At 46.5% G+C, this 15,075-nt stretch carries 10 protein-coding genes; 9 read left to right on the top strand and 1 reads right to left on the bottom strand.

What is annotated here, in order from left to right; all coding sequences use genetic code 11:
- Position 1: 1 nt before the first annotated feature.
- The 6 genes from ACSQ2E_RS17040 (at position 2) to ACSQ2E_RS17015 (ending at position 5,193) form a co-directional block, all read left to right on the top strand.
- The gene (locus tag ACSQ2E_RS17040; RefSeq protein WP_060673327.1) at positions 2-307 is read left to right on the top strand and encodes a PTS sugar transporter subunit IIB; all 306 of its coding nucleotides are present in this window, start codon (positions 2-4) and stop codon (positions 305-307) included.
- Positions 308-334: 27 nt separating this feature from the next.
- The gene (locus ACSQ2E_RS17035; protein ID WP_435992436.1) at positions 335-1,615 is read left to right on the top strand and encodes a PTS sugar transporter subunit IIC; all 1,281 of its coding nucleotides are present in this window, start codon (positions 335-337) and stop codon (positions 1,613-1,615) included.
- Between the two features lie 107 nt (positions 1,616-1,722).
- Complete coding sequence (locus tag ACSQ2E_RS17030) at positions 1,723-2,013, top strand: hypothetical protein (protein WP_435992434.1); 291 nt, start codon at positions 1,723-1,725, stop codon at positions 2,011-2,013.
- Positions 2,014-2,028: 15 nt separating this feature from the next.
- A complete protein-coding gene (locus ACSQ2E_RS17025) occupies positions 2,029-3,348 on the top strand; it encodes a 6-phospho-beta-glucosidase (protein WP_435992432.1) in 1,320 nt (439 codons plus the stop codon).
- 351 nt (positions 3,349-3,699) lie between these two features.
- Complete coding sequence (locus tag ACSQ2E_RS17020) at positions 3,700-4,623, top strand: DMT family transporter (RefSeq protein ID WP_435992430.1); 924 nt, start codon at positions 3,700-3,702, stop codon at positions 4,621-4,623.
- 18 nt (positions 4,624-4,641) lie between these two features.
- A complete protein-coding gene (locus ACSQ2E_RS17015; RefSeq protein WP_435992428.1) occupies positions 4,642-5,193 on the top strand; it encodes a cysteine dioxygenase in 552 nt (183 codons plus the stop codon).
- Between the two features lie 43 nt (positions 5,194-5,236).
- Here ACSQ2E_RS17015 and ACSQ2E_RS17010 read toward each other — a convergent pair whose 3' ends face one another.
- Positions 5,237-6,787, bottom strand: a complete 1,551-nt coding sequence (locus tag ACSQ2E_RS17010; protein WP_435992426.1) for a glycoside hydrolase family 10 protein — start codon at positions 6,785-6,787, stop codon at positions 5,237-5,239.
- Between the two features lie 278 nt (positions 6,788-7,065).
- On the opposite strand from ACSQ2E_RS17010, the gene mnmH reads away from it, so the two are divergent.
- The 3 genes from mnmH (at position 7,066) to ACSQ2E_RS16995 (ending at position 14,748) form a co-directional block, all read left to right on the top strand.
- On the top strand, positions 7,066-8,112 hold the full coding sequence (mnmH, locus tag ACSQ2E_RS17005) for a tRNA 2-selenouridine(34) synthase MnmH (protein ID WP_435992424.1): 1,047 nt from the start codon (positions 7,066-7,068) through the stop codon (positions 8,110-8,112).
- Positions 8,113-8,644: 532 nt separating this feature from the next.
- Positions 8,645-13,243 carry a glutamate synthase large subunit gene (gltB, locus tag ACSQ2E_RS17000; RefSeq protein ID WP_435992422.1) on the top strand — a complete coding sequence of 1,533 codons (4,599 nt, stop codon included), beginning with the start codon at positions 8,645-8,647 and terminating at the stop codon, positions 13,241-13,243.
- A 17-nt stretch (positions 13,244-13,260) separates the two neighbouring features.
- Entirely contained in the window at positions 13,261-14,748 is a 1,488-nt protein-coding gene (locus ACSQ2E_RS16995) for a glutamate synthase subunit beta (RefSeq protein ID WP_435994607.1), read from the top strand.
- The last annotated feature ends 327 nt before the right edge of the window (positions 14,749-15,075 follow it).

Below are 15,075 nucleotides of genomic sequence, written 5' to 3'. Positions count from 1 at the left end.
GATGAAAGTATTATTCGTATGCTCTGGTGGGATGTCCAGTGCAATCGTCGTCAATGCCCTGAAAAAAGAAGGAACAAAAGAGGGCATTGAGATGGAAGTCCATGCAATCGGAACAGGGGAAGTATCCGAGGAAATCTCTAAGGGATGGGATGTATGTATGGTAGCACCTCAGATCAGACACCGATTTGATCAAGTGAAGAAAGCCGCCGATGAGGCCAATGTTCCATGCGGGCCGATTCCGCCACAGGCTTACACGCCACTGGGTGGGCCGACTTTACTGAAAACAGTAAAAGAATTAACAAACTAATTTAATAGGAAACAAGGGGGTAGTAACATGCAAACGTTTGTGAACTTTCTGGAGAATAATTTGTCGGGTCCAATGGCCAGACTCTCTGAACAAAGGCATTTGCAAGCAATCCGGGATGGGGTTATTTCAGCACTGCCATTTATTATCGTCGGTTCATTCTTTCTGATCTTAGCGTTTCCGCCGCTGCCTGACGCATGGATATTCGGTGACATCAAACAGTGGGCAGCAGACAATATTGTCGAGATCCTGATTCCGTACCGTCTGACGATGTTCATCATGTCGCTCTATGTCGCCTTCGGGATCGGATACAATCTCTCGAAAAGCTATAAACTGGATCCTTTATCCGGCGCACAGATCTCAGTCGCAGCACTTCTATTGACCATCACACCGAAAGTAATGGAAGGAGAAGGCTGGGTCCTTCCAATGACCAACCTCGGTGGGCAGGGATTATTTGTGTCCATGGTCGTCTCGATACTGGCCGTTGAAATCCTGCGTTTCTGTAAGACAAAGAACATCACGATCAAAATGCCAGAGCAAGTACCGGCATCCGTTTCACGAAGCTTTGAAGCACTCATACCTGTAGCAATCGTAATTTTATTGATTTCATCCGTGACGGTCTTAGCAGGGGTAGACCTGCATAAGTTGGTCGGTGTCGCCGTCGCACCACTGGTTACAGCCGGTGACAGCATATTCGGTGTATTGGTTCCGGTATTCCTGATCGATTTCTTCTGGTCATTCGGGATACACGGCGTATCCGTTGTCGGTACCGTAGCGCGTCCACTATGGGAAGTATTCCTTGTGAACAACGCTGATGCGGTTGCAAGCGGGCAAGCGATCCCGCATATCGCTCCGGAAACGTTCTACCAATGGTTCATCTGGATCGGTGGATCAGGAGCCACGCTTGGATTGGTTCTTGCGATGGTCTTCTTCTCCCGTTCAAAATATTTAAAAGCATTAGGGAAAACATGTCTTGTACCGGGTCTTTTCAATATCAATGAGCCTGTCATATTCGGTGCTCCAATCGTATTGAACCCGATTTTGATCATACCATTCATCACCGTACCTTTGATTACAGCCACTCTTTCATATGTGGCAACCACTGTCGGGTTGGTATCACCAACGTACATCATGCCACCATGGACACTGCCTGCACCAATCGGAGCGTACCTTGCAACGGGTGGTGACTGGAGAGCGATCGTCATGGTTCTGATCAATGTCGGAATCTCATTCGCTATCTATTTCCCATTCTTGAAAATGTACGACAGGAAAATGATGAAGATGGAAGAAAGCGACCAACAAGCGGCATAGAAAAGCGGAAGGGGCTCGCCCTGAGGCGACAAGCATAAGAGTATTATATAAAAAAGAAGTGGGAGTCCCAGGATTCCCACTTCTTTACTAGGTCAGGAGTGATGGAAATGACAGAAACCGTTGTGCCAAAGAGAATCGGTTTTAAGAGTGTGTTTGTATTATTAATCTCTGTATCTATTGGACTTTTACTTCTTTCTAAACCATTGATGAGCACGGGACTGGCTAAAGAATGGAGTATGTTTTTGGCTACGGGTATTTCAGCTTCCATCGGGCTTTCATACATTTTATTGAAAATTGAAGGACCGGTTGAAGACGCTTCTGTTAAAAAGAAGCGGATCGTATTAGCCGTTGTGGTCAGTTTCGTCATAAGTTTCATTCTGGCTTTTGTGGCCAGGTAACTGGAGGCTTTTGCAATGAAAAAAGGAATCAAGATCGTCACCATCGGCGGGGGCTCGAGCTATACTCCCGAGTTTGTTGAAGGATTGATCAAGCGTTATGATGAGCTGCCGGTGAATGAGCTGTGGCTTGTGGATATTGAAGAGGGAAAAGAGAAATTGAATATTGTCGGGAACTTAGCGAAGAGAATGGTGGAAAAAGCGGGAGTCCCGATGGAAGTCCATCTTACACTGGACAGGAGAGAGGCGTTGAGTGGAGCTGACTTTGTCACGACCCAAATGCGGATCGGACATCTGAAAGCCCGGATTCAGGACGAGCGTCTCCCGATCAAATATGGGATGATTGGTCAGGAGACGAATGGGGCGGGTGGACTTTTTAAGGGAATGAGGACGATCCCTGTCCTTTTGGAAATCTCGGAGGAAATGCAGGAACTGTGCCCCGATGCCTGGCTGATCAATTTCACGAACCCTGCTGGCATGGTGACAGAAGCAATGCTTCGCTATGGGTCTCATCCGAAGGTCGTGGGCGTTTGCAATCTTCCCATCAATACGAGGATTACGTTGGCAGGGCTCCTCGGTGTCGAGGTGGAACGCCTGCATATCGATTTTGCCGGACTCAATCATATGGTCTATGGGTTGGACGTGCTGGTGGACGGGGAATCTGTATTGGGGGAAGTACTCGACATCATGAGCGATCCCGAGAGGCAGGTCAGCATGAGGAATATTGCGCCCCTGCCGTGGGATTCTGAATTCATCAGGAGTCTGAGAGTCATCCCTTGTCCATATCACCGTTATTACTACAAAACGGGTGATATTTTAGAAAAGCAGCTTGAGGAATTCCAGACGGGTACGACTCGTGCGGAGGTCGTCCAGAAGTTGGAGAATGAGCTGTTTCATTTGTATAAGGATGAAAGTTTAGCGGTTAAGCCTCCTCAGCTTGAAGAGCGGGGAGGGGCTTATTACAGTGATGCTGCATGCAATCTTATATCTTCCATCTATAACGATCGCGGGGATATCCAGACTTTGAATGTACGCAATAACGGGGCAATCAATGATTTGCCAAGGGAGTCTGCCGTGGAAGTGAACTGTGTAGTGACGAAAGCAGGACCGAAGCCGATTGCCGTCGGGGAACTACCTGTGTCGGTCAGTGGACTTGTGCAACAGATCAAATCCTTTGAGCGGGTGGCGGCAGAAGCATCCGTAACCGGCTCCTATGAAAAAGCCTTGCTTGCCATGACTATCAATCCGCTAGTGACGAGTGATGTGAAAGCGAAGCAGCTGCTGGATGAAATGCTTGAGGTTCATAAAGAGTATTTGCCTCAGTTTTGTGAGAGGTGACCCATAATTAAAGATAGGAAACGTCCCGAATTATGCTTTGGGACGTTTTTTTGGTGGAGAGAATAGGGAAGGAAAGGGTATTGGTGGACTTATTATCGACTTTCCAGAAATATTATCGACTTCTCCGCTTTTATTATCAACTCTATATGGCCCGTGACGGAACGACTCCCGTTATATTTTCAAAACTGGCATACTTATTTTCAAAACAGACCAACTTATTTTCAAGAACCAGAATATATTTTCAAAACCAACCAACTTATTTTCAAAACAACACCAATCCCCTGCGCATCTTTCCCCGGGACGAGCATACCTTGATAAAAAGAAACCATGTCCAGAAAGGATGCACCGTCCATGATCTCAGTGAAAACAAAGGCAGCCGCGTCCCTATATGCCACAATGTCAATCAGCTTCTGGGGCATATCCTTCGTATCGACGAAAGCGGTGCTGGGTACCCTTGATCCCTATACGCTCCTCGTCCTACGCTTTGGAATCGGAGCTCTGTTTCTGCTCATGCTTCTATTACTAAAAGGATACAAACTCACCATCCCTCTGAAGTATATCCCTCACTTGATCATCCTTGGGGTCCTCGGGGTCTTCATTCACCAAGTCATCCAGGCGACGGCCCTCCTGAACATTGATGCATCGACGGCAGGATGGATGATTTCATTTTCTCCGGTGTCCACCGTCATCCTCTCTATGATGTTCCTACATGAAAAAATGACTCTCCCTAAAGCGCTGGGGATGATCATTGCGATTACGGGTGTGCTGATGGTAACGACTGCGGGGAGCGGACAGTCGATCGGATTTGCTGCCAATATCGGGTATCTCCTGATGATTCTCAGTACATTGAACTGGGCGGTATACTCTGTGCTTCTGAAAAAACTTCGCATTGAGCTCCCATCCCTCGTGATTACCTATTATATGAGCCTGCTGGGATTCAGTTTGACCATCCCGTTTCTCATTCGCAACCGCGGCTGGGAAGGCATTTCCCAACTATCAAATGTAGAGTGGGCACACTTGATGTTCCTTGGTGTATTCGTTTCGGGGATCGCGTATTGGTACTGGGCGAAGGCATTGGAAGTATTGGATGCGTCCAAGGTATCGATGTTTCTCTATTTGGAGCCTGTCACGACCCTCGTTGCGGCGCTTCTTCTTCTGCATGAGAAAATTTTTCTCATAAGCATACTGGGTGGAGTCATAATTATAATAGGAGTTGTCATTGTCAATGGCCAGATGGTTTCTGTCCTTCATCGGTTTCTATGGAGGAAACGATAACATCAGGGGGGATCCGAAGTGTCCATAAAGGAACGGATAAAGAAGCGATTGGATGAATTGTCTCATCCTTCAACGAAAGAACTGAAGGAAGTCTTGCAGTCTCTGAATATACGTTTTGAGGATTTACAGCCGTATCTGGAGTCTCCGGAAGGAAAACCTTATTATCGAAAGCTCCTTTATCAAAATGAAGCAGTGGAGCTCCTCGTCATGAATTGGTCCGACATGGAATGTGCCCCACACGATCACGGGGATTCGAAGGGATGGATCCAGGTGATGAATGGGACTTCCGTCAACACGATCTTTGAAGTGAAGGATAACCAGCTTCCTCAGGAGTTATTTGACCGGGAATATAGGGAAGGCTCCTTCTTTTTTGCACCGAAGAAAGGGGTTCATAAAATGAAAAAGGGGAGTGCAGGGAATCTTGTGACTCTCCACCTCTATTCACCGCCCATTCAAGGGATGATGGTGTACGATTTGGAGAAGTGTGCGGCCTGTGTGGTATCCGATGAATGCGGGGCATGGTGGCCGGATCATATGAGGGAAAAGGTAAGGGAAATACAGATAAAATAAGAAGAAGCGTTTCTCCATTACGGGGAAACGCTTCTTTCTATGATTATCGTACTCTCACTGTTTTCGCGTCTTTACTTTCCACACCTGTCGGAGATACGGAGGTAACTCCATAAGTGTACATTCCACCTTCTGCAGCAGAAGTGTCTTTATACGTCGTAACGCCTTCTTGAGAGTACACGACATCCACAATATTTGCAGAGTTCGTGTAGTCTCCTTCTTTCACGCCGTCAAAGCGATAGATGACAAATTTTCTGGCGTCTGAATGATTTTTATCATCGATGGTCAACGTGATACCGTCTTTCTGCTTATCAGCCTTCACGTTGTTCGGTTTCTTCGGAAGGTCATCATTGTTCCAAGGTGTGGCAGGCGTCAAAGCCTTCTCCGTATATACTTCATTACGTAAGATGTCAGCGTACCCAAGTGGATTTTCGAAAATTTGTCTTAAGGAGAAATGCATTTGGCCGAGGGCCGTTCCGTTAGCCCGGTTGTCCATGATTTGCCCCGGCAGTTCATAAGGATTGAACCATTCCTGGTCAAAGTTGTCCCCGACCTTATAATCGGCCATTCCGATGTACAGATTGACCGGATGTTCATAGGAATACTCATTCACTTCCCGGCTCCACCAATCGAGTAGGACGGAGTAGTTGGCGACGGCGAGTTTCCTGGACCAATAGATTTGCGGGGTGATGTAGTCGATGCTTCCATCCTTGATCCATTGGCGGGTGTCGGCATACAGGTCATCGAAATTCGTTTGTCCCGCCTCTGTTTCGCTTCCAGTCGGATCATCGGCGATATTTCTCCACACGCCAAATGGGGAAATCCCAAATTGGACATAGTCTTTGATTCCTTTGATTTCAGTGTTGATATCAGCGACCAGTTCATCGACGTTGTTCCGTCTCCAATCATCGATATTGGCAAATGTGCTGCCATATTTCTCGTATGTATCTTGATCTGGGAAGCTTTCTCCTGCAATTTTATATGGATAGAAATAATCATCCATATGAACGGCTTCTATGTCGTAGTTGCTTACTAGTTCTTTAACTGTATCAATCAAGTAATCTTGTACTTCGGGAATTCCGGGATTGAGATAGTATTGTTTTCCATATTTCAGTACCCACTCGGGGTGAAGCTTGGCAACGTTATCATCTGCGAGAGACTCGATCGTTTGATTCGGCATCGTGATCCGGTAAGGGTTCACCCATGCGTGTACTTCGATTCCTCGTTTATGTGATTCATCTAACATGATGGCAAGTGGGTCATAGCCTGGATCGGTTCCCTGCTCATCACCCGTAATATACTGGGACCATGGAGCGAGTTCAGAAGGATACAAGGCATCGGCAGTCGGCTTGACTTGATAAATCACCGTATTGAAGTTCAATTCTTTCAATTCGTCCAGGGTGTTCACCACCCAATCCGTAAATTCCTGCTTGTCCATTCCAGGCTCCATGTCGATATTCGTCACTGTCGCAATCCACGCAGCCCGCATCTCATGCTTCGGTTCAGACGTGCCGGATGCCTTCGCTTTCCCGGTAGAAAAGGGAAGTGCCAGTGAGAACAACATCACGGCCATAATCATGTACTTTACTGCTTTCATTTCTCTACTCCTCTCTTACGGTTAGTAAGAAACCGATTTCATTTTATTAAAATAATACTTCATGAAATTTAATAAAAACATGAAATATTATTTCTATTTTCATTATAAGGGGTTCTATTACTCTGGTATATAGTACCAATGAGGTGAATAAACTGAATATTCAGCCGGTAAACGGGAGTAAAGGACCAGGTGAATCGTTCTAAAAAGAATAAAAAGGGAAAGAATGAATACGGAAGTGGTGTAAAATAGAAGTGAAATATAAAAAGGGAGAGGATGACATGTTCAAAGATCTACCGATCGATCAATGCGATTTAGATAAGTATACATTCGTGGACGTAAGGTCTCCTTCTGAATACAGGGAAATGACGATTCCGGGCAGCCTGAATATTCCGGTATTTGATGATGAAGAAAGAGCAGAAGTAGGGACATTATATAAGCAGGTGAGTAAGGAAGTGGCAACGGACCGGGGTCTGGAGATTTTTTCAAGTAAGCTTCCCCGATATATTAATGAGTTCAAGAAACTTGAGGGTGAAATCGTCGTGTTTTGCTGGCGGGGTGGTATGCGAAGCAAAGCGGCCGCTACTTTCCTTGACCTGATGGGGATCAGGACTTCCCGTATCCTGGGCGGCGTCAGGGCCTATCGCCACTGGGTGCTGAAGGGGCTTGAGAATATTGAAATGAAGCCTGCTTCTTTTGTACTGAATGGTGGGACAGGCACCGGGAAAACCGCGATTTTGAAGAAGCTTCAAGAAGAAGGATATCCGGTTCTTGATATTGAAGGCCTCGCCAACCATAGAGGGTCCACCTTTGGAGAGATCGGACTCACGGCCAACAACCAGAAAACTTTCGATTCGCTCCTCCTTCGGGAACTGATGGAGAAGCAGGACTCTCCTTTTCTTTTATTTGAAGCAGAAAGTAAGCGGATTGGAAAGGTTCTTCTGCCTGATTTTCTTATTCAGGAGAAGGAAGAGGCATTTCATATTTTCATCCAAATGCCTATGAAAGAGAGGGTCAAACATATCCTAGAAGAGTACCGCCTCCACGAACACCATGAAGAGTTTGTGAAAGGGTTCAGGTCCATCAAGAGGCGGATTCACAGTCCGATTGCAAATGAAATCGAGGCTGAGCTTGAGCTGCAAGAGAGAAATTATGAGCGGATATTGGAACTGCTCATCGAATACTATTATGACCCGAGGTACTTGCATATGTGGAATCGATATCCCGAGGATCGAAAGACCACGGTTAAGGTGAATTCAATCGAAGAAGCATACCAAGAAATCAAGAAGCTCCTTCCTGAGAAAAGCCCCTTGGTTTCCAATCACTGAGCCCTTTGCCCATGAGTTTTATTTAAGAAGAAAGAGGGACGGACCTTCGAATTTTCGAAGGTCCGTCCCTCTTTCTTTTGGTTTGAAAAGGTCACCATGAGGGAAAAGAAGAAGGATTTAAGCAAATGAAAGAAAAGGCTGGTCCGTTTGAATACATAGAGGTCCGTCCACCCTCGCAAAGACCCGATAGGTTGAAAAAATTTTGTTGATAAAAAAATTTTTTAGTGATGTTTTTGCATGAAAATTCATGTGGGAATTTGCTGAAATATGCTTAGGGACACGAATTATTGTAAGCGATTTCTTTATGTTTGTATCAAGCTTTTAAAGATTCTGAATATTGAGTTAAAAGTATTATGGATAAATCAACGTTCTGCCTGTTCATTACATATATATTTGGAAAATTTACACGTTTACCATTAACTTAATTTTTCGTTTTTTCTAAATTTCATGATATACTAACGAAAATTAAGAAAATTTAATTAACCGGTTAATTATTCAAAAAATATACAAGTTTAGTAGAGGAGGACATTGGATGAAAACGAATCTTCCTGTAGCGCAAGGCATGTATGATCCTGCGCAAGAACATGAAGCATGTGGAATTGGTATGATTGCAAATATCGATGGGACGAAAAGTCATAACATCGTTCAGAATGCCATTAATATTTTATGTAATCTAGAACATCGCGGAGGACAATCTGCCGATACGAGTACTGGTGACGGCGCAGGTATCCTCACTCAAATCCCCCATCATTTCTTCAAGAAACAGTGTGAGAAAGAAGACATCATCCTTCCCCGTAAAGGAGAATATGGAATCGGGATGGTGTTCCTCCCTGAAAATTATGAGAAACGCATGAAGAGTAAAGATATATTCGAACGCATCATTGATGAAGAGGGCCAGAAGACACTTGGTTGGAGACCTGTTCCACTCAATGATTCCTTTGTAGGGAAAGTAGCATCGAAGTCTAAACCATTCATCCGCCAAGTCTTCATTGGCGTATCGGAAGACATAGAGTCCCCGATGGATTTCGAGCGGAAGCTGTATGTGATCAGGAAAAGGATTGAACAAGAAGTTGCAACTATTGAGGGGCTTGAGGATGTATACCTTTGCAGTTTGTCTTCCACGACCATCGTGTACAAAGGGATGCTCATCCCGGAACAGCTCGATTCCTTTTATATTGACCTCAACCATCCTGAGTTCCGGTCAGCTTTAGCTCTTGTACATTCCCGCTTTAGTACAAACACTTTCCCGAGCTGGCAACGATCTCACCCAAATCGATATACGATTCATAATGGAGAATTCAATACATTGCGAGGAAACGTGAACTGGATGCGCGCACGTGAGAAACTGTGCCAATCAAGTGCTTTTAAAGAAGAGGATCTGAAAAAAATCCTACCTGTCATCGATGAGACAGGCAGTGATTCTTCCATGTTCGATAACTGCTTTGAATTCCTTCATCTATCAGGTAGATCTCTTGCCCATACGGCTATGATGATGGTGCCTGAGCCATGGGAAAACGACAATACGATTCATCCTAAGAAGAAGGATTTTTATGAATATCACAGTTGTCTGATGGAGCCGTGGGATGGACCTGCAGCCCTGGTGTTCACCGATGGAAAGCAAATCGGAGCGTGCCTCGACCGAAACGGACTGCGACCTGCCCGTTACTATGTGACAAAAGGCGGCATGATCGTTCTTGGATCCGAAGTGGGGGCCCTTGATATTTTTGCCGATGACATTGTGTACAAAGATCGCCTCCAGCCTGGAAAGATGCTTCTCGTCGATCTGGAAAAAGGGCGGATCATCCCGGATGAAGAGATCAAGCTCCGTGTCGCGTCCGAGCATCCGTACAGACACTGGCTCGATAATAATAAGTTTGAACTTGACGATCTTCCAGAAGCGCCCCAGCAAGTGGCACGATTGGATTCAGATGAGGTGCTCCTTCAGCAGCAGGCATTCGGTTACACGACGGAGGAATTGAATAAAATCATCAAGCCGATGGTAACCGATGGTAAAGATCCGGTCGGTTCCATGGGATATGATTCACCGCTTGCCGTTTTATCGAAGAAGCCTCAGCTTCTATATAACTATTTCAAACAATTATTTGCCCAAGTGACAAACCCACCGATCGATGCGATCCGGGAACAGATCATCACATCTGTCGGTACAACAATCGGAGCGGAAGGAAACCTGGTGAACCCTGGTCCTGAAAGCTGCAGGCATATCCATTTGAAGACACCGATCATTACAGGGGAAGAGCTTGAAAAGCTTCGTCATCAGAAAGAAAAAGGCTTTAAGGCAGTCACATTATCGATTTTATTTGATGTGTCCGAAGAAGAAGACCAGCTTGAACGGACCCTGGATGAACTTTACGAAAAAGCTGACCAGGCCGTTGCAGACGGTGCGACACTCCTCATTCTATCCGACCGTGGGGTGGTGAAGGAAAAGGCGGCCATTCCGTCACTCCTTGCCGTTTCCGGGCTGCATCATCATTTAATCCGTCAGGGGACGCGTACAACCGTCAGTATCCTCCTGGAATCAGGGGAACCGCGGGAGGTGCATCACTTTGCAACCCTGCTTGGATATGGTGCAGAAGCCATCAATCCGTATCTGGCCTATGAAACGCTGCGTGATTTAATTGAAAAAGGCGAGCTTCAAGATACGACTTATGAAAAAGCGGTGCAGCGTTTTGTGAGATCGGGAACAGATGGGGTCATCAAAGTCCTATCGAAAATGGGGATTTCAACGATTCAAAGTTATCGTGGTGCCCAAATCTTTGAAGCAGTCGGCATTCATAAGGATGTCATCGATAAATATTTCACCCGTACCGCCTCAAGACTCGGCGGAATCGGAATGGATATCATTGAAAAAGAAGTTCTCTTACGACACCGAAAAGCATTCAATGACCGGAAAGATAACCAGAGGACCTTGGAATCCGGTGACGAATTCCAATATCGTAAAAATGGAGAAGATCATCCCTACAATCCAAGTACGATCCACACTCTCCAGCATGCATGCCGCACGAATAATTATGAGCTGTTCAAGAAATATTCAAATATGCTGACAGATGAAAAACAGAATCTCCAATCCCTTCGCGGCCTACTTTCGTTTAAAGAAACGAAGCCGGTGCCGATTGAAGAGGTGGAATCAGTCGAAGAAATCTGCCGGCGCTTCAAGACCGGTGCCATGTCATTCGGTTCCATCAGTCAGGAAGCTCATGAAGCATTGGCGATCGCCATGAATAAAATCGGCGGACGGAGCAATTCAGGAGAAGGTGGGGAACACCCTAGCCGTTTCATTCCAGATGAGAATGGGGATTCAAGGCGCAGTTCGATCAAACAAGTAGCATCAGGCCGCTTCGGCGTGACGAGTCACTACCTTGTGAATGCCGATGAGATTCAAATCAAGGTTGCTCAAGGGGCCAAACCTGGTGAAGGAGGACATCTCCCCGGTAAAAAGGTCTATCCTTGGGTTGCTGAAGTAAGGGGATCGACACCGGGGGTAGAGTTGATATCGCCTCCACCTCATCATGATATCTACTCGATTGAAGATCTTGCCGAGCTTATTTATAACTTGAAAAATGCGAACCCGCAGGCCCGGATCAGCGTCAAGCTGGTATCCGCCGTAGGTGTTGGAACGATTGCAGCGGGTGTGGCAAAAGGCAGAGCCGACGTTGTGTTGATCAGTGGATATGACGGCGGGACCGGTGCGGCACCAAGAACCAGTCTGAAACATACGGGACTGCCATGGGAAATCGGTCTTGCCGAAGCCCATCAGACCTTACTGTTAAATCGACTCCGTGACAGGATTGTCGTTGAGACGGACGGCAAGATGATGACAGGCCGTGATGTGGTCGTCGCATCCCTTCTTGGAGCAGAAGAATACGGATTTTCAACTGCGCCACTTGTGGTCCTTGGCTGTGTCATGATGCGTGTCTGTCATATGAATACATGCCCTGTCGGAATTGCGACACAAGATCCTGAGCTTCGAAAAAAATACACCGGGGACCCGGAACATGTGGCGAACTTCATGCGTTTCGTTGCTCAGGAAACAAGGGAGCTCATGGCTCAACTTGGCTTCAGAACGATCAATGAAATGATTGGACGAACCGATATCCTCGAAGCGAACGAAGCAATCGATCATTGGAAAGGCAAAGGGATCGACTTGTCAGCCCTTCTCTATCAACCGGATGTACCTGAGAAAGTCGGCAGATATGCGACGCGTAAGCAGGATCATGAGCTTGAGAAAACATTGGACTTCCAAGAGCTGATTCCACGCTGCCGCAATACGATTGAAACAGGGGAGCCGGTTGAATGGACGACGGCGATCCGGAATATTCACCGTGTGACCGGGACGATGCTCGGCAGTGAAATCACCAAGCGGTACGGTGCGGAAGGTTTACCGGAGGATACGATCCGTCTGACATTCAAGGGTTCTGCAGGTCAAAGCTTCGGAGCTTATATTCCTAAAGGATTGACATTGAGACTTGTCGGGGATTCCAACGATTTTGTCGGAAAAGGATTATCAGGTGGGAAAATCATCGTCCATCCGGATCCGACCGCTACATTCATCCCTGAGCGGAACACGATCATCGGAAACGTTTCTTTCTACGGGGCGTCTGGTGGAGAAGCGTATATTTACGGCGTGGCAGGAGAGCGTTTCTGTGTCCGTAACAGTGGAGCCCAGGTAGTCGTTGAGAGCGTCGGGGATCACGGTTGTGAATACATGACGGGAGGAAAGGTCGTCGTCCTTGGTTTGACGGGACGGAATTTCGCCGCCGGCATGTCGGGTGGAGTCGCTTATGTCCTGGACGAAGATGAAACCTTCCGTTCAAGATGTAATCAGGAACTTGTCCTCGTTCAACCATTATTTGATCCGGAAGAGATGCAGGACGTCTACGATATGATCGAGCGATACGTTCAGTATACAAGCAGCAATAATGGAAAGAAAATATTGGCGAACTGGGATTCTTACGTGTCCAAATTTGTGCGCGTGATTCCTAAATCCTATCTCAAGATGAGAGAACGGATCAGTGAGCTTGAAAATAGTGGATTAGAGAAATTTGATGCGGAAATGACCGCATTTGAAGAAGGTACGAAAGAAGAGAAAAAAGTATTGGAACCCGCGAAATAAAGAGGGAGGGGGATATGATGGGAAAACCAACCGGATTCATGGAATATACCAGACAGACAACGGCTGAGAGGCATCCAGCTGAAAGAACGAAAGATTGGAACGATTACACCACTCCTCTTACGGAAGAAGAAATCAAGAAACAAGGGGCACGCTGCATGGACTGCGGCGTTCCCACTTGTCAGTCCGGAATGGAGATCAACGGGTCGACATCTGGCTGTCCCGTGTATCACCTGATACCGGAGTGGAATGACCTTGTGTATCAGGGACAGTGGAAGGAAGCCTTGAAACGGGAGCATCAGATGAATAACTTTCCTGAATTCACCGGCTTCGCCTGTCCTGCACCATGTGAAGGGGCATGTGTGCTCGGGATCAATGAGCCTCCTGTGGCGATCAGGACAGTGGAACGATCGATCATCGAAAAAGGCTTTGAAGAAGGCTGGGTCATCCCTGAGCAGCCTGAGTTCCGCACCGGTAAACGCGTGGCCGTCGTCGGGTCAGGCCCTGCAGGATTGGCATCAGCCGCACAGCTGAATAAAGCCGGCCACCTTGTCACTGTTTTTGAAAAAAATGATCGGGTAGGCGGACTCTTGACGTATGGGATTCCTGAAATGAAACTTCCATACTCGGTCGTGAAGCGCCGTGTCGATATTTTAGAGGAAGAAGGCATTGAATTTGTCACGAACACGGAGGTCGGGAAAGACTACACGGTCGAAAATCTTCGAAAAAACTTTGACGCCGTCATCCTATGCGGTGGAGCAGCTGTTCACCGTGACATCCAAGTGGATGGACGTGATTTGAAAGGCGTTCATTATGCAATGGATTTCCTTCATTCGAATACGAAAAGCTTATTGGATTCGAAATTGGAAGATGGTAACTATATTTCTGCCGAAGGAAAAAACGTTATCGTCATCGGTGGAGGTGACACGGGTACAGACTGCCTGGCCACTTCCGTTAGACATAATTGCAAAAGCCTGACTCAATTTGATATCTATGATAAAAAAGGTGCGATGCGTGATGAAGTGGGCAATCCTTGGCCACAATACCCGGTCATCCACCGGGTGGAGTACGGTCAAAAAGAAGCGGCCGAAGTACTTGGAGATGATCCCCGTGCGTACGCTGTCATGACGAAGAAGTTTGTCGGTGATGAACATGGCCATATCAAGGAAGTTCATACTGTTAACGTAAAACTCCGCTATGATGAAGAAGGAAACAAGGTTCGTGATGAAATTCCGGGAACGGAAAAAGTATGGCCGGCAGATCTTGTCCTTCTTGCCATTGGCTTCAGAGGACCAGAGCAAGACCTCATAAAAGAGCTTGAAGTCGAAACAAACAGTAACTCCACGGTGAAAGCGGAGTACGGAAACTACATGACCAATGTCGATGGAGTCTTCGCTGCAGGAGACATGCGTCGTGGACAGAGCCTCATCGTCTGGGCCATCAACGAAGGCCGAGAAGCAGCCCGCGAATGCGACCGCTACCTCATGGGCACAACTGAATTACCTTAATTTTAGAGGGACGGACCTCCGTCGGGCTGGATGCCTGATGGGGGTTTTTGTTGTTTGAGGGACGGACCTCTGTCGGGCATTGGATGCCTTTTTAATGGAAGAAATATAGTTGTTTGCGAGGATGTGGTTCTGAAATTCGTTTAAAAGAGAAGGAGGTAGCTATTTTCTAAGGGAATATGTTGAAGTATCAATTATATTGGTTTAAACGTGCATTGAAATTTATAAAAAGGTCTATAATTTCTGATTTAGACGGTCCTGGAGAAGCTTTCAAAAGAGGTTATAGAGATAATTGCGTCATTTCAGCAGGTGATTGCGTCATTATTAAAT

It is taken from the genome of Rossellomorea sp. LjRoot5, assembly GCF_964253455.1.
GTDB lineage: Bacteria > Bacillota > Bacilli > Bacillales > Bacillaceae_B > Rossellomorea.
Note: the sequence above shows the minus strand (reverse complement) of the source record. Positions and strands in the feature narration are given on the sequence as shown.